This window comes from Streptomyces guryensis (assembly GCF_021261325.1).
Classification (GTDB): domain Bacteria; phylum Actinomycetota; class Actinomycetes; order Streptomycetales; family Streptomycetaceae; genus Streptomyces; species Streptomyces guryensis.
This window is the reverse complement of record NZ_JAJSBI010000049.1, coordinates 14,108-39,030: the sequence shown is the minus strand read 5'-3', so window position 1 is coordinate 39,030 and position 24,923 is coordinate 14,108. Positions and strand designations below refer to the sequence as shown.

Annotated in this window: 25 protein-coding genes and 3 pseudogenes; 11 read left to right on the top strand and 17 right to left on the bottom strand. The window is 69.0% G+C overall.

Translation table 11 applies throughout. The features are described 5' to 3' along the window. The 4 genes from LJ657_RS46605 to LJ657_RS46590 form a co-directional block, all read left to right on the top strand. Positions 1 to 1,180: vitamin B12 dependent-methionine synthase activation domain-containing protein (locus tag LJ657_RS46605; protein WP_308117150.1), on the top strand; the 1,180-nt coding region annotated here is incomplete at its 5' end. Continuing rightward, complete coding sequence (gene metF / locus LJ657_RS46600) at positions 1,177 to 2,043, top strand: methylenetetrahydrofolate reductase [NAD(P)H] (protein WP_232655800.1); 867 nt, start codon at positions 1,177 to 1,179, stop codon at positions 2,041 to 2,043. The genes LJ657_RS46605 and metF, both read left to right, overlap by 4 nt. Then, on the top strand, positions 2,033 to 3,457 hold the full coding sequence (ahcY, locus tag LJ657_RS46595) for an adenosylhomocysteinase (RefSeq protein ID WP_232655799.1): 1,425 nt from the start codon (positions 2,033 to 2,035) through the stop codon (positions 3,455 to 3,457). The genes metF and ahcY overlap by 11 nt, the downstream gene beginning before the upstream one ends. 60 nt (positions 3,458 to 3,517) lie before the next feature. Further along, entirely contained in the window at positions 3,518 to 3,679 is a 162-nt protein-coding gene (locus LJ657_RS46590) for a hypothetical protein (protein WP_232655798.1), read from the top strand. Between the two features lie 104 nt (positions 3,680 to 3,783). On the opposite strand, the gene LJ657_RS46585 is transcribed toward LJ657_RS46590, so the two are convergent. The 9 genes from LJ657_RS46585 to LJ657_RS46545 form a co-directional block, all read right to left on the bottom strand. Next, positions 3,784 to 4,047: an acyl carrier protein gene (locus tag LJ657_RS46585; RefSeq protein ID WP_232655797.1), complete on the bottom strand. Its 264-nt coding sequence runs from the start codon at positions 4,045 to 4,047 to the stop codon at positions 3,784 to 3,786. A 73-nt stretch (positions 4,048 to 4,120) separates the two neighbouring features. Beyond that, complete coding sequence (locus LJ657_RS46580; RefSeq protein WP_232655796.1) at positions 4,121 to 4,945, bottom strand: thioesterase II family protein; 825 nt, start codon at positions 4,943 to 4,945, stop codon at positions 4,121 to 4,123. 98 nt (positions 4,946 to 5,043) lie between these two features. After that, on the bottom strand, positions 5,044 to 5,865 hold the full coding sequence (locus tag LJ657_RS46575) for an AfsR/SARP family transcriptional regulator (RefSeq protein ID WP_232655795.1): 822 nt from the start codon (positions 5,863 to 5,865) through the stop codon (positions 5,044 to 5,046). A gap of 188 nt (positions 5,866 to 6,053) precedes the next feature. After that, positions 6,054 to 6,878: an AfsR/SARP family transcriptional regulator gene (locus LJ657_RS46570; protein ID WP_232655794.1), complete on the bottom strand. Its 825-nt coding sequence runs from the start codon at positions 6,876 to 6,878 to the stop codon at positions 6,054 to 6,056. A gap of 225 nt (positions 6,879 to 7,103) precedes the next feature. After that, positions 7,104 to 7,694, bottom strand: a complete 591-nt coding sequence (locus LJ657_RS46565; RefSeq protein WP_232655793.1) for a ScbR family autoregulator-binding transcription factor — start codon at positions 7,692 to 7,694, stop codon at positions 7,104 to 7,106. A 229-nt stretch (positions 7,695 to 7,923) separates the two neighbouring features. After that, on the bottom strand, positions 7,924 to 8,586 hold the full coding sequence (locus tag LJ657_RS46560) for a ScbR family autoregulator-binding transcription factor (protein ID WP_232655792.1): 663 nt from the start codon (positions 8,584 to 8,586) through the stop codon (positions 7,924 to 7,926). A gap of 193 nt (positions 8,587 to 8,779) precedes the next feature. Continuing rightward, complete coding sequence (locus tag LJ657_RS46555) at positions 8,780 to 9,550, bottom strand: SDR family NAD(P)-dependent oxidoreductase (RefSeq protein ID WP_232655791.1); 771 nt, start codon at positions 9,548 to 9,550, stop codon at positions 8,780 to 8,782. Next, positions 9,543 to 10,316, bottom strand: coding sequence for an HAD family phosphatase (locus LJ657_RS46550; protein ID WP_232655790.1), 774 nt, complete (start codon positions 10,314 to 10,316; stop codon positions 9,543 to 9,545). Before LJ657_RS46550 ends, LJ657_RS46555 begins: the two co-directional genes overlap by 8 nt. Then, positions 10,313 to 11,548 (bottom strand): cytochrome P450 family protein, encoded by a 1,236-nt coding sequence (locus tag LJ657_RS46545; protein WP_232655789.1) that lies wholly within the window; start codon positions 11,546 to 11,548, stop codon positions 10,313 to 10,315. Before LJ657_RS46545 ends, LJ657_RS46550 begins: the two co-directional genes overlap by 4 nt. A 319-nt stretch (positions 11,549 to 11,867) precedes the next feature. On the opposite strand from LJ657_RS46545, the gene LJ657_RS46540 reads away from it, so the two are divergent. Continuing rightward, positions 11,868 to 12,809: a ScbA/BarX family gamma-butyrolactone biosynthesis protein gene (locus LJ657_RS46540; protein ID WP_232655788.1), complete on the top strand. Its 942-nt coding sequence runs from the start codon at positions 11,868 to 11,870 to the stop codon at positions 12,807 to 12,809. Positions 12,810 to 12,986: 177 nt separating this feature from the next. Here the strand turns inward: LJ657_RS46540 and LJ657_RS46535 are convergent. From LJ657_RS46535 to LJ657_RS46520, 4 genes and pseudogenes are all read right to left on the bottom strand, one after another. Further along, positions 12,987 to 13,387, bottom strand: a pseudogene (locus tag LJ657_RS46535) (DUF6009 family protein). After that, positions 13,384 to 14,028 (bottom strand): annotated as a pseudogene (locus LJ657_RS46530) (DNA primase family protein); the annotation flags it as partial. The pseudogenes LJ657_RS46530 and LJ657_RS46535, both read right to left, overlap by 4 nt. 432 nt (positions 14,029 to 14,460) lie before the next feature. After that, a complete protein-coding gene (locus LJ657_RS46525) occupies positions 14,461 to 17,379 on the bottom strand; it encodes a tetratricopeptide repeat protein (RefSeq protein ID WP_232655787.1) in 2,919 nt (972 codons plus the stop codon). A gap of 419 nt (positions 17,380 to 17,798) precedes the next feature. Then, positions 17,799 to 18,644 (bottom strand): IS5 family transposase, encoded by an 846-nt coding sequence (locus tag LJ657_RS46520; RefSeq protein ID WP_232655786.1) that lies wholly within the window; start codon positions 18,642 to 18,644, stop codon positions 17,799 to 17,801. 99 nt (positions 18,645 to 18,743) lie between these two features. Between LJ657_RS46520 and LJ657_RS49290 the strand changes: the two genes are divergently transcribed. Genes LJ657_RS49290 through LJ657_RS46500 form a run of 5 tightly spaced genes read left to right on the top strand, consistent with a single transcriptional unit; the run spans position 18,744 to position 21,076 of the window. After that, positions 18,744 to 19,175: a helix-turn-helix domain-containing protein gene (locus tag LJ657_RS49290; RefSeq protein ID WP_372488076.1), complete on the top strand. Its 432-nt coding sequence runs from the start codon at positions 18,744 to 18,746 to the stop codon at positions 19,173 to 19,175. Continuing rightward, the gene (locus LJ657_RS46515; RefSeq protein WP_232655785.1) at positions 19,145 to 19,291 is read left to right on the top strand and encodes a winged helix-turn-helix domain-containing protein; all 147 of its coding nucleotides are present in this window, start codon (positions 19,145 to 19,147) and stop codon (positions 19,289 to 19,291) included. The genes LJ657_RS49290 and LJ657_RS46515 overlap by 31 nt, the downstream gene beginning before the upstream one ends. Then, a complete protein-coding gene (locus tag LJ657_RS46510; protein ID WP_232655784.1) occupies positions 19,288 to 19,854 on the top strand; it encodes a transposase in 567 nt (188 codons plus the stop codon). Before LJ657_RS46515 ends, LJ657_RS46510 begins: the two co-directional genes overlap by 4 nt. A gap of 44 nt (positions 19,855 to 19,898) precedes the next feature. Beyond that, positions 19,899 to 20,207, top strand: a complete 309-nt coding sequence (locus LJ657_RS46505; RefSeq protein WP_372488075.1) for a transposase — start codon at positions 19,899 to 19,901, stop codon at positions 20,205 to 20,207. Next, a complete protein-coding gene (locus LJ657_RS46500) occupies positions 20,204 to 21,076 on the top strand; it encodes an IS3 family transposase (RefSeq protein WP_232655783.1) in 873 nt (290 codons plus the stop codon). The genes LJ657_RS46505 and LJ657_RS46500 overlap by 4 nt, the downstream gene beginning before the upstream one ends. A gap of 197 nt (positions 21,077 to 21,273) precedes the next feature. On the opposite strand, the gene LJ657_RS46495 is transcribed toward LJ657_RS46500, so the two are convergent. From LJ657_RS46495 to LJ657_RS46485, 3 genes are all read right to left on the bottom strand, one after another. Then, positions 21,274 to 21,639, bottom strand: a complete 366-nt coding sequence (locus tag LJ657_RS46495; protein ID WP_232655782.1) for a hypothetical protein — start codon at positions 21,637 to 21,639, stop codon at positions 21,274 to 21,276. Between the two features lie 168 nt (positions 21,640 to 21,807). Further along, entirely contained in the window at positions 21,808 to 22,356 is a 549-nt protein-coding gene (locus LJ657_RS46490; RefSeq protein WP_232655781.1) for an HIRAN domain-containing protein, read from the bottom strand. 233 nt (positions 22,357 to 22,589) lie between these two features. Continuing rightward, positions 22,590 to 22,847, bottom strand: a complete 258-nt coding sequence (locus LJ657_RS46485) for a hypothetical protein (protein ID WP_232655780.1) — start codon at positions 22,845 to 22,847, stop codon at positions 22,590 to 22,592. A 217-nt stretch (positions 22,848 to 23,064) separates the two neighbouring features. Here LJ657_RS46485 and LJ657_RS46480 point away from each other — a divergent pair. Beyond that, positions 23,065 to 24,302: pseudogene (locus LJ657_RS46480) on the top strand (IS256 family transposase). A 27-nt stretch (positions 24,303 to 24,329) separates the two neighbouring features. Here the strand turns inward: LJ657_RS46480 and LJ657_RS46475 are convergent. Next, entirely contained in the window at positions 24,330 to 24,917 is a 588-nt protein-coding gene (locus LJ657_RS46475; RefSeq protein WP_232655779.1) for an abortive infection family protein, read from the bottom strand. Between the last annotated feature and the right edge of the window lie 6 nt (positions 24,918 to 24,923).

Sequence of the window (24,923 nt, the reverse complement as noted above, 5' to 3'; positions counted from 1 at the left end):
GCAGCCGGTCTCCGCGATCCTGGAGGCCGCCGCCGAGCACCGCGCCGACGTCATCGGCATGTCCGGGCTCCTGGTCAAGTCCACCGTGATCATGAAGGAGAACCTGGAGGAGCTCAACCAGCGCGGCCTCGCGGCCGACTTCCCGGTCATCCTGGGCGGCGCCGCCCTCACCAGGGCGTATGTCGAGCAGGACCTGCACGAGATCTACCAGGGCGAGGTCCGCTACGCCCGCGACGCGTTCGAGGGCCTGCGCCTGATGGACGCGCTGATCGGCGTCAAGCGCGGTGTGCCCGGCGCCAAGCTGCCGGAGCTGAAGCAGCGCCGGGTGCGGGCGACTTCGACGGTCGAGGTGGAGGAGCGCCCGGAGGAGGGGCACGTCCGCTCCGACGTCGCCACCGACAACCCCGTCCCCACCCCGCCGTTCTGGGGCACCCGCGTCATCAAGGGCATCCAGCTCAAGGAGTACGCGAGCTGGCTCGACGAGACGGCTCTCTTCCGCGGACAGTGGGGCCTGACCAAGGACCTGGTCGCGACGGAGGGCCGGCCGAGGCTGCGCGGTCTGCTGGACCGGCTCCTGACGCAGAACCTCCTGGAGGCGGCCGTCGTCCACGGCTACTTCCCCTGCGTCTCCAAGAACGACGACCTGATCATCCTCGACGAGGCCGGCAACGAGCGCACCCGCTTCACCTTCCCGCGCCAGAGCCGGGGCCGCCGGCTGTGCCTGGCCGACTTCTTCCGCCCAGAGGAGTCCGGCGTGAGGGACGTCGTCGGACTGCAGGTCGTCACCGTCGGCTCACGCATCGGTGAGGAAACCGCCCGTCTCTTCGAGGCCAACGCCTACCGCGACTACCTCGAACTGCACGGCCTGTCCGTCCAGTTGGCCGAGGCGCTCGCCGAGTACTGGCACGCGCGCGTGCGCTCCGAACTCGGTGTCGCCGGTGCCGACCCCGATGCGCTCGACGGCATGTTCCGTACCGAGTACCAGGGCTGCCGCTACTCGCTCGGCTATCCGGCCTGCCCCGACCTGGAGGACCGCGTCAAGATCGCCGCCCTGCTCCGGCCAGAGCGCATCGGGGTGCACCTGTCCGAGGAGTTCCAGCTGCACCCCGAACAATCCACGGACGCCCTCGTGCTCCACCACCCGGAGGCGAGTTACTTCAACGCCGGAGGCCGCGCATGACACCCCGGCCCACGTTCTCCTTCGAGTTCTTCCCGCCGAAGACGGCGGCCGGGGAGCGCACGCTGTGGCAGGCGATACGCCGTGTCGAGCCCCTGCGGCCGGACTTCGTCTCCGTCACCTACGGCGCGGGAGGCTCCTCCCGTGACCGCACCATCGAGGTCACGCGGCGCATCACGGCCGAGACGACCCTGCGTCCCGTCGCCCACCTCACCGCCGTCGGCCACTCGGTGGCCGAGCTGCGGCACATCATCGGCGCGTACGCGGACGCAGGCATCCGGGACGTCCTGGTCCTGCGCGGAGATCCGCCCGGCGACCCCAAAGGGCCGTGGGTTCCGCACCCGGACGGCTTCCGGCACGCCCGTCAACTGGTCGAGCTGGTGCGCTCGCTGGGCAACTTCACCATCGGCGTGGCGGCCTTCCCGGAGCGGCATCCGCGCTCACCCGACTGGGACTGCGACATCCGGCATTTCGTGGCCAAGTGCCGGGCGGGCGCCGACTACGCCATCACCCAGATGTTCTTCCAGGTCGAGGACTATCTGCGGCTGCGGGACCGGGTGGCGGCCGCCGGCTGCGACATCCCGATCATCCCGGAGATCATGCCGGCCACCGACGTGCGCCAGATCCGCCGGTTCGCCGAGCTGAGCGACGCGGCCTTCCCCGAAGACCTCGCCCACCGCCTGGAAGCGGCCCGGGACGATACGGCGGCGGGCCATCGCATCGGCGTGGAGTACGCCACCGCCATGGCCGGGCGGCTGCTCGCCGAGGGCGCGCCCGGCCTGCACTACATCACCCTGAACAGGTCCACCGCGGCCCTGGACATCCACCGTAACGTCATGAGCGCAAGGAGCTCCCGTGTCAGCTGAGTTCACGGATTTCAAGGTCGCCGACCTGTCCCTGGCCGCTTTCGGCCGCAAGGAGATCACTCTCGCCGAGCACGAGATGCCGGGCCTGATGGCGATCCGCGAGGAGTACGCCGAGGCGCAGCCGCTGGCCGGCGCCCGTATCACCGGTTCGCTGCACATGACGGTGCAGACAGCCGTCCTGATCGAGACCCTGGTCGCGCTCGGCGCCCAGGTCCGCTGGGCCTCGTGCAACATCTTCTCCACCCAGGACCACGCCGCAGCGGCCATCGCCGTCGGCCCGAACGGCACGCCCGGCAATCCGCAGGGCGTCCCGGTCTTCGCCTGGAAGGGCGAGACCCTCGAGGAGTACTGGTGGTGCACCGAGCAGGCCCTGACCTGGCCCGGTGAGGCGGGCCCGAACATGATCCTGGACGACGGCGGTGACGCCACCCTCCTCGTCCACCAGGGCGTCGGGTACCGCAAGACCGGTGTCCTGCCGGACGCGGACAACGAGGAACTGGCCGTCGTACGCGCCCTGCTGGAGAACAGCCGCCTGGACTGGACGGCCCTCGCCTCCGGAATCCGCGGGGTGACGGAGGAGACCACGACCGGTGTGCACCGCCTGTACGAGATGCAGCGTGACGGCTCGCTGCTGTTCCCGGCGATCAACGTGAACGACGCCGTCACCAAGTCGAAGTTCGACAACAAGTACGGCTGCCGTCACTCCCTGATCGACGGCATCAACCGCGCCACCGACGTCCTCATCGGCGGCAAGACCGCGGTCGTCTGCGGCTACGGCGACGTGGGCAAGGGCTGCGCGGAGTCCCTGCGCGGACAGGGCGCCCGCGTCATCGTCACCGAGATCGACCCGATCTGCGCGCTGCAGGCGGCGATGGACGGCTACCAGGTCACGACCCTCGACGAGGTCGTCGACAAGGCCGACATCTTCGTCACCACGACCGGCAACAAGGACATCATCATGGCCTCGGACATGGCCAAGATGAAGCACCAGGCGATCGTCGGCAACATCGGCCACTTCGACAACGAGATCGACATGGCCGGCCTCGCCAAGATCCCGGGCATCGTCAAGGACGAGGTCAAGCCGCAGGTCCACACGTGGACCTTCCCCGACGGCAAGGTGATCATCATCCTGTCCGAGGGCCGCCTGCTGAACCTGGGCAACGCCACCGGCCACCCCTCGTTCGTGATGTCCAACTCCTTCGCGGACCAGACCCTGGCCCAGATCGAGCTGTTCACCAAGCCCGACGAGTACCCGACCGGCGTGTACACGCTGCCCAAGCACCTCGACGAGAAGGTCGCCCGTCTCCACCTGGACGCCCTCGGCGTGAAGCTCACCAAGTTGCGCCCGGAGCAGGCGGCGTACATCGGCGTCGACGTCGACGGCCCGTACAAGCCGGACCACTACCGCTACTGACACGGCGCGGCCCGAGGCCGGACCCAACCGCCCGGACCGCCGCCCCAGAAGGAGGACAGCGTGTACGACACCCGACACGAAAGCCGCGAGGAGCACCTCCGCCTCGCCCCCTCGCGCCACGCCCTGTTTCTGACTCCAGTTCTCGCTCCGCCGCTGCTGCTGGCAGGAGCGGACGAGGACGACGACGCCACGGACGTCCACATCGTCCGCGGCATCGACTGACCCGGGCGGCCGGCAGACATCAGCACGGGCGACAGCCGTAGGGGCGGTCCTTAAAGGGACCGCCCCTGCGAGTGTCGCGGTAGGGCATCCGGGGATGCCGGGGCTCAGGCCGCCGGGGAGGAGGCGAGCACCTGGTTGACCACCTCCAGGTACTGGCGCGGGGTCTGGGCCTCTTCCAGTGCCTCCTCGTCGAGGGCGACGTCGTAGTCGCGCTCGATGGCCCCGGTGACCTGCAGCAGCGCCAGCGAGTCGTAGTTGAGTTCGTCGAACGGCACGTCCAGCACATCGCCGTCCAGGTCGAAGGTGTCGCTGTCACCGGCGTTGGTGCGCAGGAGACGGACCAGGTCTTTAATGTGGAGGGGTTGCATGATGGTGACTCTCTCTCTTCTCGTGCCGGGCACATTCAGCGGTGAGTGGAACAGTGCAGGGGCCTGGGCGGTGTCACCCGACCGGGACGGCTCGCCGGCCCGGCACCCACGGCCCGCCGTGCGGTGTCGCCGGTGTGGCGCGCCCGTCAGTCGAGGGGGCGGTGGTCAGCCGTCGTACGACGCGGCCGGCCCGGCCGATGAGCCGGGGCAGCGCGTCACCTCGTACGAAGAAGTGGTCACCGCAGACGGTGCGGGTCACCACCGGCCCGGCTGACCATCTGCGCCAGCCGGCGACCACCGGGGACGGCGCGAGCGGGTCGCGGTCCCCCGCGACGGCCAGCAGCGGCACCGGTACCCGGCCGCGGGTGCCGGACGTGCTGCGGGCGAAGGCCCGCAGCACGTGCGCCAGGCGCAGGTCGTCGCGCAGCACCGGCAGCGCCGCCCGGTGCCAGTAGCCGTCCGGCTCGGCTCCGTCGGGTACGGCTCCCATGGCGTGGAGCCGGCGCAGCAGCCGGTCGTCGACGGTGCCGCAGGCGTCGGAGAGTTCGCTGGGCTCGTCCGGCGGCGGGCAGGCCCCGAGGGCGAGCAGCGCGGGAAGGGGGCGCCCCTGTTCGTGCAGGGCCTGGGTGAGGGTGTGGGCCACCATGGCCCCCAGGCTGTGCCCGTACAGGATGAAGGTCTGGCCGGGTTCGGGCCTGACCTGGTCCAGCAGTTCGGCAAGGAGCGCCGCCCGGTCCGTCAGGCGCGGTTCGCGGCGCCGGCGCTCACGGCCCGGCAGCAGAACGGGCACGGTCTCGACGTCGGGACCGATGCTGCGGGCCCAGCCGTTGAAGGCGGAGACTCCGGCCCCCGCGTGTGCGAAGCAGTACAGCCGTACGGGTGGCGCTGTGTCCGCCATGTCCGCCCCTCCTTGGCCCCCTGGTGTGTTCACGGGCCCCACCAGGCTTGCCGACGGTGCTAGAGGCAGGCTCGAAACGGTCGCAACGGCCGTGCGCGTCAGGAGGCGTACAGGTCGAAGGTCGAACCGCGGCGGGCACCTGCGGCCACGTCGAGCGCGGGGTCGACGGAGAGCATGGCCTGGTGCAGGCGCTGCAACTGGGGCGACGGTTCCACGCCCAGCTCCTCGATGAGCCGGATGCGCAGCTGCCGGTAGACGTCGAGGGCCGCGGCCTGCCGGCCCGACCGGTACAGGGCCACCATGGCCTGGGAGTGCAGACCCTCGTGCTGCGGGTGACGGACCACCAGGTCCTTCAGCTCGGCGAGCAGTTCGGTGTGCTTGCCCAGCCGGAGGTCGGCGTCGATGCGCCGCTCCACGGTGACCAGTCTGCTCTCCTCCAGACGAAGGGTCTCGATGGACAGAATGGAACCGACGCGTACGTCGACCAGTGCCGGGCCCTGCCACATGTCCAGCGCCTGGCGCAGCGTTTCGGCAGCGCGGGCGTCGTCCCCGGCCTCGAAGGCCGCCCGTCCCGCACAGACCAGCCGCTCGTACGCGTGGGCGTCCACGCTTTCCCGTGGGATCTGCAGCAGGTAACCGCCGTGCCGGGTGGCCAGCACCTCCTTGGCGCTGCGCGGCGAGTCGGGCCCCATGGCGGTGCCCAGCCGCCGGCGCAGTTGCAGGATGTACGTCTGCAGTGTGGTGAGGGCGCTGACCGGAGGCTCGGTTCCCCAGATCTCCTCCATCAGTGTGGGAACAGGCATGACACGGCCGGGATACAGCGCGAGCAGCGACAGGATCTGCCGGGGCTTGCTCGCCGTCGGCACCACTGACACACCGCTGATCTCGGCATTCAATGGGCCCAGTACCTGAATTCTCATGGTTTCGTCTCCCCCTTAGCGTCTTCTTCTCCTCGACTGCGTGTTCGAAGAGGCGGGTGCGCCTGACTGGCACCGTAACGGCCGGAAATCGGTGGCGCCCGCATCCTTGAGCCCCTGTCAAGCACGCCTGCACTCGATTCGTTGGGGCGCTGTTCCGGTGCTCGGGCGACCTGCGAGTGCTTCGCAGCTCAGCCGGCCGCCGACGCCAGCCGAGGCGCTTTTTCGGGGCTGTCCGCCGTCTGTTCCGGGCCGGCAAGCAGGATGGAGCGCTGCAGGCGGCGCAGCGCCACGGAGGGCTCGATGCCGAGTTCGCGCACGAGCGTGGTGCGCAGCCTGCGGTACACGTCGAGCGCCTCGCTGCGCCGCCCCGACCGCTGCAGCGCCAGCATGAACTGGGCGTGCAGGTTCTCGTGGGTGCCGTACTGGCTGACCAGAACGGTGAGTTCGGCGAGCAGTTCGCGGTGCCGGCCCAGCCGCAGGTCCGCCTCGATGCGCTGGTCGAGAGCGCACAGCCGGCTCTCCTGGAGGCGCCTGGACTCGATGTCCAGCTGGGAGCCCGACTGGACGTCGGCGAAGGGAGTGCCGCTCCACAGGCCGAGGGCCTCGCGCAGCAGCCGCGCCGCACGCGGGTGGTCGCCGGCGTCCATGGCCCGGTAACCGAGACCGGCGAGCCGTTCGAAGTCGCGCACGTCGCTGGCCCCGCCTCGGGTGTTCAGCCGGTAACCGCTGGGGCAGGTCACCAGGACGTCCTTGGCGGACACCGTGCCGGCGGTGCCCTCGGCGAGGGCGGCGGTGATGAGTTCGCGCAGCTGCAGCACGTACGTCTGCAACGTGGTGCGTGCGCTGCGCGGCGGACGGTCGGCCCAGAGCTCCTGGACCAGCGCGGAAACGGGTACGACCTGGTCGGCGTGGAGCGCCAGCAGAGCGAGTACCTGCCGCGCCTTCGGTGCCGTGGGAGTGATGGAGACTCCGCCTTCCCTCACCCCTAGAGCGCCCAGTACCTGAATGTCCACGCCAATCCCCCCTGTCATCGCCGTCGGCGCAGTGACTCTCGCCTGTAGAGCGGGTAGGTCAACGATTGAAAAACAATCCAGACGGTTTGTCAATATCAAACCATCTGGACTGTTTATTTTCTGATACCGGTGGGAATATCAGCCATTAAGTCGCTCTTTGTCCGCTTTGCAAGAACGCCGACGGAGGCGACACCTAGGCGAGAAACCGGGGAAGCACGGCTGTTTTCAGGAGCCCTGCCGAGCCACCGGTCCGGACAACAGCACGCTCCACACCTGCTCCACCTGGGACCCGGACCGCCAGGTCTCGTCCGAAGCGGCCAGTACGCGCAGTCCGACCGTCGCGGCGACGACGGTCGTGGCCATCGCGCGCGAGGAGACCCCCTCGGCCAGCTCGCCGTCCCGCTCGGCCTCCCGGAGCACCTCGCCGACCCATGCCTGCCAGCGCCGGGAGAAAGCGCGGCTTCCCTTGCGCGTGACGTCACCGTCCATCTGGAACCCGGCCCGCACGACCGCGTCGCCCGCGATGCGGGCCATCAGGCCGCGCATCACGTCGGCCAGGAGCTCAAGTCGCGTCAGGCCCGGCCGCCGCTGCGCGGAGTCGATGATGCGTTCCACCGCGCGGGCCGCCTCGTCCTCCACCGCGCGGGCCAGGGCGTCCTTGCTCTCGAAGTGGAAGTGCAGGGCTCCCTTGCTCACGCCGGCGCGCTCGCTGATCGCCGGAAGGGACGCGAGTACATATCCCTCGCCGGCGAAGGTCTCCGCCGCCGCCTGGATCAGTGCCCGGCGGGTCCGGGCGGCACGCTCCTGCTTGACCATCCGATCCTCCCTTGGTCGGTTTGAGGAGCCGGTCATGCGGCCCCCGCTCACCTCTTCGCGCTTCGGGGGTCACGCGGCGGGGCGGTCTCCACCATATCAAACCGCATAGATGGTTTGTTTCTTGCCTTGAACAGTGCTCTGCAGAGGGTGGAATGGGGACGTGCAGGGCTACCCGCGGGCCGGAGTCCGCAAGGGGGCTGCCACCTTCCGTATCGGCGCTACCGGGGGGTCACTGGCCGGCGCCGGCCAGGGCCGAGGCCTGTTCGCGCACCTCGGCCATGACCCGGGCTCCCCGGTCGGGGGCCGTGTCGAGCCGGACCAGGACGGCCGGTGCGGTGATGGCGGGCAGCATGTGGTTGAACAGTGCCGACATGCGCATCTCCAGGTCCGCCCAGCCGGCCATGGCCTGGGAGACGTACTGCACGCCGATCCAGGCGCCCAGGAAGACCTGCGCGGTCTCCGCGGGCACCACGTGCGGGAGGATCTCGCCGCGCTCCTTGGCCTCGGACAGGAAGGACGTGGTGACCTCGGCCCAGGCGGGCCACGCGCTGCCGACGACGTCGCGGCTGTGCAGATCGGCGGACAGCCGCACGCCCGCGAGCAGCATCGGCTCCTGCGGCAGGCGCGTGGCCAGGGTCATGCCCGCGTCCACCCACTCCTGCAGCTTCAGCTCCCTGGGCACGTGGTAGTCGTTGCTGATCTGCGCCTGCAGCACACCTCGGGCGAGGGCCGCTTTGGAGTCGAAATGGAAGTACAGGGCGCCTTTGGTGACCCCGGCGCGGTGGAGGATCTCGCCGATCGTGGCTGCCGCGTACCCACGTTCCGCGAAGACCGCGGCGGCAGCCTCCAGAACAGCGCGCCGGGTCCGGACAGCTCGTTCCTGCTGCGCCATGGACCCTCCTCAAGCTGAAAATCAAACCAAACAGCTCGTACCTTACCGCATGCGGCGGCGAAAAGAAGCAGCGCGGTCCGTTTTGCGTTGGACCATGGAGAGTGCCTTGACAAGAGGTGTTCGGGACAGCTGTGACCAGCTGTCCCGAACACCTCTGTCGCCGCGGCGAAAGCGCCGCCGCTGCACTGCCGGGTCACCAGGCGGTACGTCCTCCGTCCACGGCCAGGGTCGCGCCGGTGACGAAGGACGCCCGGTCGCTGCACAGCCATGCGGCAGCTTCGGCGACCTCCTCGGGATCCGCCGCGCGCCGCTGCGGCGCCGAACGCAGGGCTGTCTCCCTCGCCTCGGGGTGGCGCGCGAACCACTCGTCGACCATCTCGGAGCGGGCGAGTCCGGGCGCTATCGCGTTGACCCGGATGTCGTGGGCGGCGTACTCGACCGCGGCCGCCTTCGTCAGGCCGATGACGGCGTGCTTGGAAGCGATGTACGGCGCGGCCACCGAGGAGGCGACCAGCCCGCCGACGCTGCTGGTGTTGACGATCGCGCCTCCTCCGCAGGTGAGCATCGCGGCGATCTCGTGGCGCAGGCAGTTCCACACGCCGCGCGCGTTGGTGGCCATGACCTGTTCGTAGGCGTCGTCGTCGGTCAGGTGCAAGGGCGTCTTCTCGATGGCGGTCCCGGCGTTGTTGAAAGCCGCGTCGAGCCTGCCGTACCGGTCCATGGTGTGCTCGACCAGTGCCAGAGCGTCGTCGCTGCGCGAGACGTCGGCGACGACGTGACTGACCGTCGCGCCCTGCTCCCGCAGGCGGCCCGCGAGTTCACGGAGCCGTTCCTCGCGGCGTGCGGACAGCACCAGGCGGGCGCCCTGCCGGGCGAAGACGCGGGCGGCGGCCGCGCCGATCCCGCTGCTGGCCCCGGTGATGACCACGACCTTGTCCCTCAGGGGGACGGCTGTGTCAGACATGTTCTGCTCCCGCCCGGCCGGGGGTGGCGCACGACTCACCGTCCGGTCGGAAGATGCCCGCCGCCGCCTCGCGGTCCACGGTCCGCAGCAGGTCCTCGTCGATCTCGCGCAGGCTGCGCACCACGTGCTGTACACCCATCCGCCGCATGAGGGAGTGCTGGTGCCCGTGCTCGAAGTCGCCGGGACGGCCGATGAAGGGCACGCCGAGCCTGCGGGCCTCTTCCGCGAACCGGGCCACGTCGTCGATGAACAGCACCCGGTCGTAGGGCAGCTGGAAGATCTCCCGGGTAATCTCCCGGATGCCGGGGCGGAAGCGGTCGGTGCACACATAGCCCGGACCATCGAAGAAGTGGGCGAGGTGGCCGAGATGGCGGTCGAAGTGCGCCTTGTCCAGCCCGCCGTAGCACACCATGCGCAGTCCGAGCCCCCTCAGCAAGGCAAGCAGATCGGCGGCGCCGTCGAGTACCCGCACCGGGGTATGGGCGAGGTAGCGCTCGCGCTCCTGGAGGTAGAGGTCCAGCAGTTCCTGTGGGGTCAGTGTCACCTTCGCGGCCTCGGCGAACGCCCGGGCGGCCACGAGCTGGGACTGGGAGAACAGCCCGTACTCGACTTCGGCGGTGTACTCACCGCCCCGCTCGAGAACCATCTGCCGGATGACGGGGCTGAAGGTGTCGTTCAGCAGGACGCCGTCGATGTTCACCGCGGCGAGGTGAAGGTGCTGCAGGGCGGCGGGCATGTCGTTGTCCTCCTCGAAGGCGCGGCTCATTGCGGGGGGTTGAGGACCACCGGAAGCTCGCGGTGGCCGCTGGAGATGAAGGACTCGAGCGGGCGCAGTTCTTGTGGCGGCACGGCCAGCCGCAGGTGCGGGAAGCGGGCGAAGAGGGCCGGCAGGGCCGTGGTCGCCTCGCTCATCGCCAAGGGCCGGCCCAGACAGTGGTGCACCCCGTGTCCGAAGGCCAGATGGTCCCGGCTGGTCGGGCGGGTGGCGTCGAAGCGGTCCGCGTCCGGGCCGTGCTGCTCGGGGTCGCGCCCGGCGGCCGCGAGGGACATCAGGATCGCTTCGCCCCGGGCGATGCGTACGTCGCCGTAGTCGATGTCGTCGACCGCGAAGCGCAGCGGGATGTTGGCGACCGGCGCCTGGGAGCGCAGGGTCTCGTCCACCACCGCCTCCCAAGAGACGACGCCCTGCCGGGCCAGGTGTAGTTGGTCGGGGTGGGTGAGCAGGGCGGTGATCGCCCGGTCCAGGAGGTTGACGGTGGTCTCGTGACCGGCGCCGATGATCAGCAGCAGGGTGTCGACGAGTTCCTTCTCGGTGAGGCCCGAGCCCTCCTCGTCGCGTACGGCGATGAGCTCGCTCGTCATGTCCTCTCCGGGAGAGCGCCGTTTGTCGGCCACGAGGCCGAAGAGCAGCGCGTAGAGCTCCGCCTGGTTGGCCTGTGCCGCTTCGGAGGTGGTCGTGGTGGTGAACAGGACGTCGACCACCCGGTGCAGGTCCTGCCAGCCGGCTTTGTCGAGGCCGAGCATCTCGGAGATGACCTGGATGGGCAGGGCGAAGCAGAACTCCTTGCGCAGGTCGACGACATGGCCCGGCGGGACGTGTGCCAGCCGCTCGGTCAGCTCGTCGACGATCTGCGTGATCCTCGCCTGGAGCAGTGCGGTGCGCCGTGCGGTGAATGCCGGGGCCACCAGCCGGCGCAGCCGCCTGTGCTCCTCGCCGTAGGCGGTGAGCATGTTCCGTACGGAGACCCACATGGCCAGCGGCCACGAGTCGTCGACCTCTCCGCTCATCCAGGCGGGCCAGTGCCGGTAGGCATCCTTGGACACCCGCGGGTCGGTCATCAGTCGCTTGATGAGCGCGTGCCGGGTGACCGCCCAGGCCTGCACTCCGCCCGGCAGTTGGACGAGGACGGCCGGACCACGCGCTCTGAGGCAGGCACCTTCGGTATGGATGTCCCGACCGCTGGGGTCCAGGACAGCAGGTACGGTTGGTTCTTCCATCAGTCGGCTTCCCCCTGAAGGCCGTTCAGACGGTACGGAAATCGAAACAGCATGCAGTGCGGTGGGTGAAGATAGTGCCACGGAAGGGCATGCCGCACACCTGAATTCCTAAGGAATATAAGGCAGTTAGCTTCAGATCAACGGATCGTCTACGTCGAAGCCCTGCATCTCAAGCCCCCGCTTCCGGAACCAGAGAATCCGAACACTTGACCGTTCCTTTACCCTGGTCCCGATTGAGAACAAAACCGGTAGGTCCGTATCTTACATGACGGCTTCCTTGACTTCCCGCCGTTCCCAGCACTCGCTCCGGGAGACGCAGATGCAACTGGCTCCGCCTCAGACCGACGAACCGGCACCGGCTCTGCCACGCCTGACCACCACCGTTCCCAAGGAGTACGTCCACCGGGCCTGCCTGGCCGAGGTCTTCCTCACCGGCTGCACCAAGCAGGGTGAGGCCCAATTCGCCCTCTTTGGGCAGTGGCCCCGGGCCCACACGTTCTTCCAGTCCGCCGACAGCACGGGACACGACCCGCTGCTGGCTGCAGAGACGTTTCGCCAGGCCGGGCTGTTCCTCGCGCACGCCGAACTCGGCGTACCCCTCGGCCATCACTTCGTCATGTGGGAACTGGGGTTCAGCACGGAACTCGACCGGCTGGGCATCGGCCACTCCCCCACCGACGTGGAACTGACCGCGACCTGCACGGACATCACCCGCCGGGGCGGCAGGGCCACCGGGTTCCGCATGGAGCTGTCCATACGGCGCGACGGCGAGGCGATCGCCGCCGGCGGCGGCCGCTTCACCGTCATCTCGCCCGCCGTCTACCGCCGGCTGCGCGGCACCCGGCTCACCTGCGACGTCAGCGCGCTGCGCGGGATCCCGCGCCAGACGATGCCGCCGTCCGCCGTCGGGCGGGCACGGACCGCCGACGTGGTGCTGTCACCGACCGACCAGCCGCACCGCTGGCTGCTGACACCGGACCCCACCCATCCGGTGCTGTTCGACCACACCGGCGACCACCATCCCGGCATGGTCCTGCTGGAGGCGGCCCGGCAAGCCGCGTGCGCCCTGGTGGCTCCCATGACGGTGGTGCCATCCGCGATCTCCACCGTTTTCCACCGCTACGCGGAGCTGGACGAGCCGTGCGTCGTCGAAGCGGCCTTCGCCGTGTCCCAGGAACACGACCAGGTGACGGTGGAAGTGACGGGACGCCAGGACGACAAGCTGGTCTTCACGTCCGTACTGACCGGCCTGCTCAGCTAACCGCGACCGGCGTTGCGACGCCGCCTCACCACTCTCTATCAGGACGGCTCCCCGGCGGAGGGGTGGAGCACCCTGAGGACAGTGCAGGCACCTTCGATCGGCGAACAAAACGGACACTGAGAGGGCCGGCGTGGGCCGCGGTACAGCCGCGGCCCACACGCACGCCGGCAGCAACGTTCACAGCGGCAGCCCCATGCCGAGCTCTCGCATCGCGGAGGACGGCGGGCCGCCCTCGGACCGCTCGGTCTTGCACCCCTTGCTGCCCGGTGCCAGGGTGCGCGGGTCCACGGCCTCGGCCGGCGCACCTGCGGCGTACAGCCCCTTCGGGTCGGTGCCGCGATCGTGCGGCAGCAGCCAGAAGACCCGGCGGCGGAAGGTCCCCGAGGAACGGGACGGTCTGGCCTCGGGTCCCAGCCGGGCGTACCCGACCATGCGGCCGTCGCGGTGGCAGGCGGGCCTGCCCCGCCTGCTCGGCAGCCGGTCCAGGCTCTGGCGGACGTAGTCGAGCCCGCCGATGTCCTCCAGCCAGATGAAGCCGACCTCGAGGCGAGCTCGTCCTCTGCGATGAGGGCACTCATACCGTCTCCTCGTCGGCGACCAGACCGATGCCCGGGTAGTACTTCCGCTGGTTGGAAAGGATCATCCCCTTCGGAGACACCAGCCCTGCCCTTTCACGGACCCGGGCCGCGAAGGCACGTGCCGAGACGGCCGGAGCACCCTCCTGCTGGCACCACGCCCGGTACACCGCGCAGAGGTGCGCCTGCCCCACGCGCAGCCCGGGGCGCAGTGTGCAGGATTCACCGACGAAGCGGCCCGTGTGGTCCTCGGTCCCGGCGCAGGCGGCCGTGGCGATGCGGACGCGTTCGGGCCCAGTGAGGTCCTTCTGGCCGCTCAGATAACGCTGGGCGCCCGCGATGAGCCAGCTGAGGACGCCGGGACCTTCCTCGGTGACAAGAACCTCCGCCAGATTGTCGATCCTGCGGCCACCGGGGACGACCCGCCCGAACGGAATCAGCCGCATCCGGCGCCAGAAGGCGAAGCCCGCGGTGCCCACCCCGGGCCGGTGGTTGCCCAGCAGCCACAGCTTGTGCGTGGGCCGGAAGCTGAAGAAGTCCTGCCTCATGCGGCGCGCCTTGATGCGGTCACCGCCAATCAGCAGCTTCACCCGCGCCTCGTCGAACCGGCCCCCCGGCTTGACCTCGCTGCACACGACGACCCGTGTGAACGGGCTCCCGGGCCATCCGCTGACCTCCACCGCGACGCGAGCGACGGCAGGCCGGCCGAACGCCAAGGTGAACAGAGGCCGCGTCTGCGCGAAATCGGTGACCTCCTTGAGGAACTCGTCCGTGTCGACGTCGGCGATGCTCAGGCCGACGGCGTGCAGGAAGGTGCAGCACAGCCATCGCGTCGGCACGCTCAGCAGCCCCGGCAGAGCAAGTCCCTTGTTGCAGGTTCACACCCGGAATATCCCGCTCCGTTATGGTGAGCTGGGCTTTCCTGGCCGTCTCATTCGAAGGACACAACAACTCCGTCTCACCATCTTGGCCCAAGAGGTCCGTTGCACCTGTGTGCGCCTACCTGCTGGGGCCACTGAACGCGTCACCATCAGCGAACCACCCAAGAGCCTGCTGGGAGTTGCCTGAACCGTCGGCTACGTCTGCCCAGCGGCATCCTCTAGGCGCTCGCGGAGCGGCTGGATCCGGATCACGTCCGTGGGGAAGGACGTCTGGAGATCAGAGAGATCATCCACCGCTTCACGGATACGGCGAGGAGTGGGGGCGCATGCCAGGAAACGCTCCAGTTCCTCGGCCGCACTGTCCCACTCCTGTGCGGCGCAGTGCACGATCGTGAGGTTTCCCTTGACGTTCACGGCGTTCGGGCCGTCCGCGGATGCCCCGGCGCAGTACATCTCCGTCACCCGACGCAGATGGTCGCGGTGTTCCGGACTGTACAGGAGGCGCAGCGCGATCCCGTAATCGAAGCGGTACCAGGCACGGTCCGGAGCGAGTTCGACGGCACGGGTGTAGTCGGCCACCGCGTCGTCGTAGCAGCCCATGGCACGATAGATATCGCCACGATTCGCGGTCATCCAGGCGCTGTCGGGGTCGAGTTCGAGGGCGCGGTCGTGGTCGGGCAGGGCGTCGTCGTAGCGACCCAGCGCGCGCAGGGCGAGGGCACGCACGGCGAAGGGCAAGGAGTGGCCCGGGGCGAGTTCGACGGCGCGGTCGTAGTCGGCCACGGCGTCGTCGTGGCGTTCCGCCGTCCGATAGGTCTCGGCGCGGTCGACGATGAACCTGGCGTTGTCCGGTTCGATGCCGATGGCGCGGTCGTGATCGGCGAGGGCGTCCTCGTAGCGGCCCATCGCTTGGTACGTCGCCGCGCGCCTGCTGAAGGACCAGGCGCGGTCCGGGGTGAGTTCGAGCGCGCGGATGTGGCCGGCGAGGGCATCGTCGTAGCGTCGCATCGCACGATGGGTGTTGGCGCGGCTGTCGATGAACCACGCGTTGCCGGGGTCGATGCCGATGGCGCGGTCGTGATCGGCGAGGGCGTCGTCGTAGCGGCCCATGGCGTGATACGTGCCCGCGCGGCTGCTGACGAGCCAGGCGTTGCCGGGATCGAGTTCGAGGGCGCGGTTCTGGTCGGCGAGGGCGTCGACGTAACGCCCCAAGACCTGGTAGGTCATCCCGCGGCTCTCGAGATACGAACCGTCGTCCGGTTCGAGTTCGACGGCCCGCGTCAAGCTGATGAGCGCCTCGTCGTAGCGCCCCAGGAGCCGGTAGGCCTCACCCTGCCCGTACAGCGCGCGAGCGAACCCGGCGTCCAGGCTCAGCGCGGACGCGTAATCGCTCAGCGCCTCCTCGTAACGCCGCGCATTGCGATGTTCACGCCCCCGCAAGGTGTACGCCAGCACCCGCCCGGAGTCCCCGAGCGCCGACGCGCCCAGCACCTGCGTCATCGTGGCGACGAGGCCCGTGGCATCCTCCCGGGCCGCTGCGGTCAGCCGTTCCCCCCACCGCACGAGGTTCTCGTCCGCGCAGTCGCGCCCGGCCTGGGCGATCATCTGGGTCCAGCGCCGCAGGTCCTCCTTGCCGTGATCGCAAGCGTGTACGACGTCGTAGAGGGCCTCGGAGAGGGCGGCACCGGAGCGGGCGCACAGGTGGTGGTAGGTCTCGTTGAGCCTGTGGTCCCGCCAAGCGGTGTCATTCCAGAGCTCGCCGGGAGGCAGCGTGTCCTCCGAGGCATGGCGGCGCTGCCGGTGGAGGTCGGCGAGGAGAGTGTGGTGCTGCTGCCACCGAGTGGGGGACTGGGTCCGTTGCAGGCGGAGCATCGGGTCGCGTACGACATCGTGGTAGCGGCAGCGACCGGCCTGGTAAGTGACGAAGGGCAGGCTGCGGAGCCACGTGTACTGGTCGACCGCCGCCTCGGGGACCGTCGCGCGGTAGACGTCCTCGTCCAGCTGGAGCGGCAGCGCGCAGACCAGGGCGGCTCCCTGCTGATCGGGGTCCCGCACCCATCTCAGGAAGCGGCCCACCGCCGTCTCGGACGGATCGGCGACCTCGCCCGGGTCCTGCGGGCCCTTCAGGGCGAGCGTGTCGACCAGCACCGGCAGCCGGCCGGTCAGCTGGAGGACGACCCGTACGACGCCCTCGTCGGTCACACCGCGGCCGGCCAGCAGCTGCCGGGCCTCGTCCTCGGTGAACACCGCCAGCGGGGCCTCGGCCACGAGATCCAGGTGGTCGCCCCACCAGCGGACATCGAGCCGCCCCTGGCCGGAGAGCACTGCCAGGACGTTCACCGGGAGCTCCGGGTAGTCCTCGCCGACCAGGATGTCCTGGAGCCACTCGTCCAGCACCGGGGCGGTCCGCTCGTACACGTCGAAGAACAGCACGACCCACGGCCGACGCTCGGCAACCTCGGTCAGGTCCTTCAGGAACACCGGCGTCAGCACCCGCACCGGGGACATCACCAGCTGGACGTCGTCGTGACTGCGCAGCCGGGCGCTGAGCGCGACGCGCACCCGGTCGGCGCTCTGCGCCAGCTGCTGCGGATTCAGCGCACCGGCGATCGGGCCCATCCCCGGCAGCAGCCCCAGCCCGGCGAGCCCGGCCTGTGCCATCACCGTGGCGGTCGGTGACGCGGCGGGCGCGGACCCGTCGCCCGCCGTGCCGTCGGCGCCGCCCAGCAGGGGCGTCTCGGCCTCGTGACGGCGCTGTCGATACGCCGCCAGCAGCTTCTCGAACCCCTTCAACGGCGTGCCCTGAAGCCTCAGTTGGGTGCTGATCGCCTCCATCGCCTCGACGACGCTGTGCACGTCGTCGTCGAGGTACACGGTCACCGCGCCCAACTCCCGGGCCGCGCAGTCCCATTGCCGCACCAGCGACGTCTTGCCGACGCCGGCCTGTCCGTGCACGTGGAACAGGTACTGAAAGGCCTCGTCCTCGGGGTCGCGGGCCAAGTTGTCGCGGAACAGGCCCAGTTCGCCCTGCCGACCGACAAAGCCACCTCTGCGGCGGCTCCTGTTCAGGTCCTGCCGCGACGGCTTCTTCTCCGGCACTAGCACCACCCCCATCCCGACCATGATGCCGCTTCACTCGGAAGCTCCGCGTACACAGCGCACTCCGTCAGGTCGAGTTGGATCGACTCACCACAGGTCGGCCGCGCGCGCTCAGGATCAGCCGAGCGTCGCCCGAGTGCGGCAGCCGCTCAGTGGCAATCGCTCCGAATCACGGCCGGTGGTGCACCCCGCGTGAGAGAGAGCCGCCCCGACGGCTCGGTGGCCGCTGCATGCCCCTCCTGCGGGCGCGTGGCGGCCATCATGGACACCCACCCCTTGTCCGCGGCCTGACCGCGGCCGGTAGCGAAACCGGTCAAGGAGAAACGCCCGTTCCTGGCGGCCCGCGCCGAATCGGACAAGGGGTCCGTGGTCGGGCCGGCCACGATCGAACCAGGGTCATGATCTGGGTTCTAGAGGGCCGTCTGAAAAGCCTGTCAGCGGGCTGATCTTGCGAGGCGCCGCACGAGGAGCATGGCCATGGTGAGGTAGATGGCGTTCTCCGAGCAGACGCGCAGGTACTCGTAGTCCTTCGACAGCCGGCGGCACCGTCCCAGCCAGGCGAACGTCCGCTCTACCACCCAACGCCGCGGGACCACCGCGAAGAGGGGCACTGCCACAGGCGGTGTCCCTGCCTTCGCCCAGGTCGAGCGGAATCCTCCGTCGCGACGCTGCACGACCTCCACGGTGATGCCGGCGGATTCCCGGGCCCAGGCACGGAAGTCGGCACCGCGGTACCCCTGGTCCGCCCACACATGCCGCAGACGCGGAAAGGCATCGGCAGCCCGGGAGAACAGCACCACGGCGCCGTCGCGGTCGCCGACGCTGGCCGGGCTCACGCAGGTGACCAGGACGGTTCCGCGGGTGTCGACGAGGAGGTGGCGCTTGATGCCGCTGACCTTCTTGCCGCCGTCGTACCCGTGCAGACCGCCGCGCTCGCTGGCCCGGACACTCTGGCTGTCCACGATGGCCGCGCTGGGTGTGGGATCACGGCCGAGCTGCACCCGCTCGCGTTCACGCAGCGTCGTCAACATCCGCTCCCACACGCCTTCTTGCTGCCATCGCCGCCAGTAGTGGTAGACGGTCTGCCACGGCGGCAGGTCATGCGGCAACAGCCTCCAGGCGCAGCCGGCCCTCAGCCAGTACGCCAACGCGTTGAGGATCTCCCTCCGCGTGTGTTTCGCCGGTCGCCCACCGGGCTTGACCGCCGGAACCAGCGGATCGAGGATCTCCCACTCCTGATCGGACAGATCAGTCGAGTAACAGGTACGCAGCCCGCACACCCCAGCCCCCGAAAGTGCGCCGCCGCCCCGCTACCAGGCAACTTGCCCGCTGACAGGCTTTTCAGACGCCCTCTACTGATCTTTTCGTAAGTTCGGTGGGTGTGGTGGCCGTGTGAGTGGGAGGCTGTTGGGGTGGCATACCAACCTTCACCTTCGGTTGCCGGCTCCTCCCTTCCTCCTTTGTCGCGGCCTCAGTTGGCGGAGGCACGTCACGTTCGGGCAGGCGAGTTGTTCGAGGGCGGTGTCTCGAATGCGGAGATCGCGAGGGCGGTGGGGGTGTGTGCCGAGAGTGTGCGGCGTTGGCGGCGGGTGTGGGAGCAAGACGGTGCTTCGGGCCTGCGGAGACGGGCAGCCACCGGACGCCCACCCAAGCTGGACGACACCCAGGTCGAGATGGTCCGGGCCGCGTTGGAGCAAGGTGCCCAGGCTCATGGTTTCGAGGCCGACCTGTGGACCCTGGAACGAGTCGGCGCAGTCGTCACCCGGGCAACGGGGTGGTGTTGTCGAGGGCGTCGGTGTGGCGGCTGCTGACCGGCCGGCTCGGATGGAGCCTGCAACGGCCCGAGCGGCGGGCGGTCGAGCGGGACGAGTCGGAGATCGCCCGCTGGATCGCGCACGAGTGGCCGCGCATCAAAAAGGGGCCGTGAACACACGTGCCTGGATCGTCTTCCTCGACGAATCAGGCGTCTCCCTGCTCCCTCAGATCCGCCGCACCTACTCGCCCCGAGGGCGGACTCCGCTCCTGCGGCACCGCCTGAACTGGAAGCGCGCGTCGATGGCCAGAGCCTTGGGCTACCACTCCACCGACCCCGATCGCGGGGCCCGCCTGTGCTTCCACCTCAAGCCCGGCAGCTACGACACCGCCGGGCTCATCGAGGTCCTGGAGCAGGTGAAGGTGTTCTACCGCGGCGAGCGAGTGGTCCTGGTCTGGGACGGCCTGTCCGCCCACTGGAGCCGGGCGATGCGGGCCTGGGTCGCCGAACAGGACTGGCTCACCTTGGAACGATTACCCGCCTACGCTCCCGAGCTGAACCCGGTGGAACTGCTGTGGTCCTCGCTCAAGAAGCGTGAACTCGCCAACCTCGCCGGCGACCACCTCGCCGATGTCGCCGACGCCACCGAGCAAGGCATCCACCGCATCAACGCCAACCCCCGACTGCCCTGGTCATTCCTTGCCCATACCGGCCTGACTGGGCTTGATGCGCTTTGACGGACATCTGAGATCAGGGGCTCTGCCCCGGAAGGATGTCCATCATGGAGAGCATGGGGAAGAAGAAGCCTCGGCCTCGCCGTTCGTTCACGCCGGAGTTCAAGGCCGAGATCGTCGAGCTGTGCCGGCGCGGTGACCGCTCGGTGGGTCAGGTCGCCAAAGACTTCGACCTGACCGAGACCGCGGTGCGGCTGTGGGTCAGCCAGGCCGAGACCGACGCGGGCGAGCGCGACGGGCTGACCAGCAGCGAGCGCGAGGAGCTGGCTGCGCTGCGGCGGGAGAACCGCCGACTGCGCGAGGACGTGGAAATCCTCAAGCGGGCCACGGCTTTCTTCGCAAAGGAGACCCGGTGACGGTGCACCCGTTCATCGAGGCGGAGAAGCGAGACGGTCACAACGTCAAGCGCGCGTGTGAACTGCTGCAGGTCTCCCGAGCCGCCTTCTACGCCCGCCGCAGCGGCAAGCCGGGTCCGCGGGCGGTCCGCGATGCCGAGCTGACCGAGAAGATCACGGAAGTTCACGAGAACTCCCGCGGGACCTACGGAGCTCCGCGAGTCCACGCCGTCCTGCAACGACAGGGCGAGGACTGCGGACGCCGCCGCACCGCCCGGCTGATGCGTAACGCCGGACTGCAGGGCCGGCACCGCAGACGGCGGCAGTTGACCACTGTCCCCGACCCTCGCGCCGCAACTCGACCCGACCTCATCTTGCGGCAGTTCGGGCCTGACCCGGCCGGCGTCGACACCCGCTGGTGCGGCGACATCACCTACGTCCCGACCGAGGAGGGCTGGCTGTATCTGGCCACTGTCATCGACATCGCCTCCCGCCGGGTAATCGGCTGGGTGACGGCCGATCACCTGCGAACCGATCTGGTCGCCGACGCCCTCACGGCAGCCTGCCGACAGCGTCGTCCCACCCGGCCGGTGATCTTCCACTCCGACCGTGGCTGTCAGTACACCAGTCAGCAATTCGCCTCTCTGGCAGGGGGGTTGGGCATCCAGCTGTCGGTGGGCCGCATCGGGCAGTGCTGGGACAACGCGCTCGCCGAGTCGTTCTTCGCCACCATCAAACGGGAGTTGCTCGACACGAGGACCTGGCTCAGCAGGGCAGCCGCCCGCATCGCGATCTTCGATTTCATCGAGGGCTGGTACAACTTGCACCGACTGCACAGCAGCCTCGGCTACCGCAGCCCTGCCGAATACGAGACCGCACTCGCAGCCTGACCACCACACCGATGGTGTCCGTCAAAGCGGAACAAGCTCACCCTCTACGTGACCGGGCAACTGTCCCTTCCGAGGGTACGGCGCAGCCGCTGAGAAGCGCAGAGGCCTCCGGTCCGTAGCGGTGAGAGCCCTGTCATCTGGGTTGGCCAGCCAAGTCGGCTCCCGAGCCCAGGGCCGGGCCTGCTTGGTGAACGCCTTCAGCCCCGCCCGTAGTCACGGGCCAGGAGCTTCATCTCCTCGCCCCAGATGGTCACGTTGTCGCCCTTGCGGCCGAACTCCGCGCGGGCCAGGCGGTAGAACCCCGCGCCGGGCTCCCGCTTCTCCTTGAGCACCACCATGGCGGATAGCATCGCCGTCGTGCCTTCTGGGCTCTCCTGGCGGGAGACGTCGGCCAAGAGATGATCCATCTCCACGCTGTGGGCCGGGACGTTGTGGCCCTGCTCCTCCAGGAGCTTGCTCAGCTTCCCGTACTGGATCGGCCAGTCCCCGTTACGGGCCCGCTCCAGCAGGATCTCCGCCATGGCCTCCTGTGCCGCCTCGTACTCCGATGTCCCTCGCCTCACGGCCTCCCCCTCCACATCGACATGGGCGCCAGGGTACCGAGATCGAGCTGGCAAGACGGTTCGCCTGCGGCCCTTGCGATTCCACCGTTACCGACAGTCCTGATCCGACCGCGTGCATTACTGACCAGCACCCTCGCGGGCGCGAGGTGCCAGCTCGGGAGGCCGGGGTCAGCGGCTCCGCAGGAAGACCGGGGTGGGCAGTCCGATGGGCCGTGGGGAAAGCAGGTGGTCGATGACCTTCGGATCAGCCGCGAGCACCGCGACTGCATCGCAAGGTTTCCCCGGACCGGTCCCTCGGAGGGTGACGGTTAGGAGCCGGACTCCCTCGGCCAGGACCTTCGACCACGAGCGGGCCTTCGCTTTGTTCACGTACCCGACGGGGCCAGACCCCTGCTCGGGGTAGACCGCGAGGGCGTTGGGGTCGTGCGGGTTGTCGGGCTCGGGGACAAGACGCACCAGCCGACCGGGCCGAAGGTCGGCCTCCTGGGCGGCCTTCGCGTAGTACCGCTCTCCCCGGACGTTCGTGGCGTATAGGCCTGCCAGGTGGAGGCGTCGGTCCGTCGGTCCCACCAGGAGGCCCGTCTCGTCCTCGCAGAGTCGGAGGTCCCCCTGGTACTCGATCAGGTGCAGCCGGGGCATCCTGCCCGGAGGAGACACGAACCGGTCCTTGGGCCCGTCGGACGGAACGTAGAAGCTCTCTCCGGTCCGCGCGTCCATGGAATCCCCTCTCCCCGATAGTCGGCCAACCTACTGCGGACACACGGAGCCCGCGTCCTCCTCGGCGAGGATCCCGGGGCTTGGAGGTGACGGGACGTCCTGGCAACCGGAGGAAGGCCGGACAGCTGTCCATGTGGGGCCGCAGAACGGGCATGGACCCACCGAGGGGAACCCGTAGCTCCCTCGGGCTGGGGTTGGACGGGACGTCGGGTCTGTTGGGGGATGGCCATCTCCTATCGGCTCTCCATGACGAGGGCCTCTCGATCGGTTAGGTGGGATGGGGTTCCCCAGCTTCTCGCCCAGGACGCGCACACCAGCTCCGCTCTGGCCGGCTGGGGCAGGACATCCCCCAGGACCCGGGCCAGGTGATGCAGTTCGACCACCAGGGCCACATGCCGCCCCCGGGACAGGGAGACGACGGCGAGGCGGTGAGCCTCCAGCCAGTGCTCCACCCACCCGACATCCTCCGAGGAGAGCCCGAGTGACTCCATCACCAACACCGCGTCCCCATAGGCTCTCCCCTTGCGGTCGTGGAACAGGGCGCGGACTTGAACGCAGCCCACCTCGTAAATGGTTGCGTCCTGAGAAGTGGTGTACGGGCTCTCACCTGATCCGGGCGTTTGCCCCGGCGGCGGAGTGAGTGCCCGGATACAAGAACGGCCACCGGCTGATCTTCGAGATGTCGAAGGCTCGAAGGAGATCAGCACGATGACCGCACCAGACAGTCTGCCTCTGCACGCCCTCGCGGAAGACAACCTTGCCGCGGCGAGTCCCGATCTGCTGCGCGCGATGGTCAAGACCTTCGCCGACGCACTCATGTCCGCCGAGGCCGACGCCCTCTGCAACGCAGAATACGGGCAGGTCAGCGATGAGAGAGTCAACCACCGTAACGGCTATCGCCCACGCGAGTGGGACACCCGCGCCGGAACGGTCGAACTGGCCATCCCCAAACTCCGCAGCGGGAGTTACTTCCCGCACTGGCTTCTCGAACGCCGCCGCCGGGCCGAACAGGCCCTCATCTCGGTAGTCGCCACCGCCTACCTGCTCGGCGTCAGCACACGCCGGGTGGAGAAGCTCGCCCAGTCCCTGGGCGTCACCCAGCTGTCGAAATCCCAGGTGAGCGCGATGGCCAAGCACCTGGACGAACAGGTAGCCGCGTTCCGCAACCGGCCCCTCGACCAGGGCCCTTACCCGTTCGTCTGGGTCGCCGCACTGACCCAGAAGGTCCGCGAGGGCGGCCGGATCATCAACGTCCACGCGCTGATCGCGGTCGGCGTGAACGCCGACGGACACCGGGAGATCCTCGGCATCGACATCGCGACCGCTGAGGACGGCGCCGGCTGGCTCGCCTTCCTGCGCTCCCTGATCGCCCGCGGTCTGTCCGGCGTGCAGCTCGTCATCTCCGACGCCCACGCGGGCCTCGTCAACGCCATCGGCGCGGTCCTGCCCGGCGCCTCCTGGCAACGATGCCGCACCCACTACGCCCGCTACCTACTGAGCCAGGCTCCGAAATCGGCTCAGCCCTGGGTGGCCACCTTGCTGCGGACCGTCTTCGAACAGCCCGACAGCGACGCGGTCCAGGCCCAATGCGGCACGTCCTCGACGCGCTGGAGGCGAAGTTCCCCAAGGCGGCGCAGCACCTCGATTCCGCCCAGCACGATCTGCTGGCCTTCACCGCGTCCCCCCGTGAGATCTGGCGGCAGATCTGGTCGAACAATCCGCAGGAGCGCCTGAACAAGGAGATCCGCCGGCGCACCGACGTGGTCGGGATCTTCCCCGACCGCACCGCCCTGATCCGGCTCGTCGGTGCGGTGCTGGCCGAGCAGAACGACGAGTGGACCGAGGCCCGCCGCTACACTGGACTCGACCTGCTGGCCAAAGTCCGCCTCCACCCGATCGAGTCAGAAACCCACGAGACCGGCCTGCCCACCAAACTCACCGCATAGCCTCAAAACGAGATCACCGAGTGGCCGTCAATACACCACTCCCGCGGACGTGACCGATGTTGAAGCGGCCAGGCGAGCGGCCAGGTCTCCTCCGGAGAAGGGGGTCCCGCGTAGGTCATGCACCAGAGGTCCAACAGCGCCCAGGAGCACGGTCTGAAGTCCTGCTAGCGCCCACCGCACCCACACCAGGGCGCCGTGCACGCACGCCTCGACCACCTCGGCAGTGATCTCGTGTACAACAGGACGGCCGTGCCCGGTCCCGAAGCGGTTGCGCAGTTCACGAAGCTCCGATGCCATCTCCTTCGCGGCGTTCGGGATCGGTCGTAGGGGGTCGTTCGCCGACAGACCGTGGTCAGCAGCGTGTTCGACAACCGTGTGCGCGAGACTGAGGACCTTGTCGTATTCGTCTTTATCGCCTGTCACGCGTCCGTGCGCCATGAGGACGACGCGCGCGACACACTCGACAAGCTCCTTCGCCGAACCTACGACTAGGGACCGATCGTTTGCCGCGATCGCGGAACCAAAACGCCCATATTGGTCGACAATTGCCTGCCACGACTCCTCCTGGAGCCACTCGGCTCGCGGCAACGGTTCTTGCACCAGAATGTTGATCACAGGCAT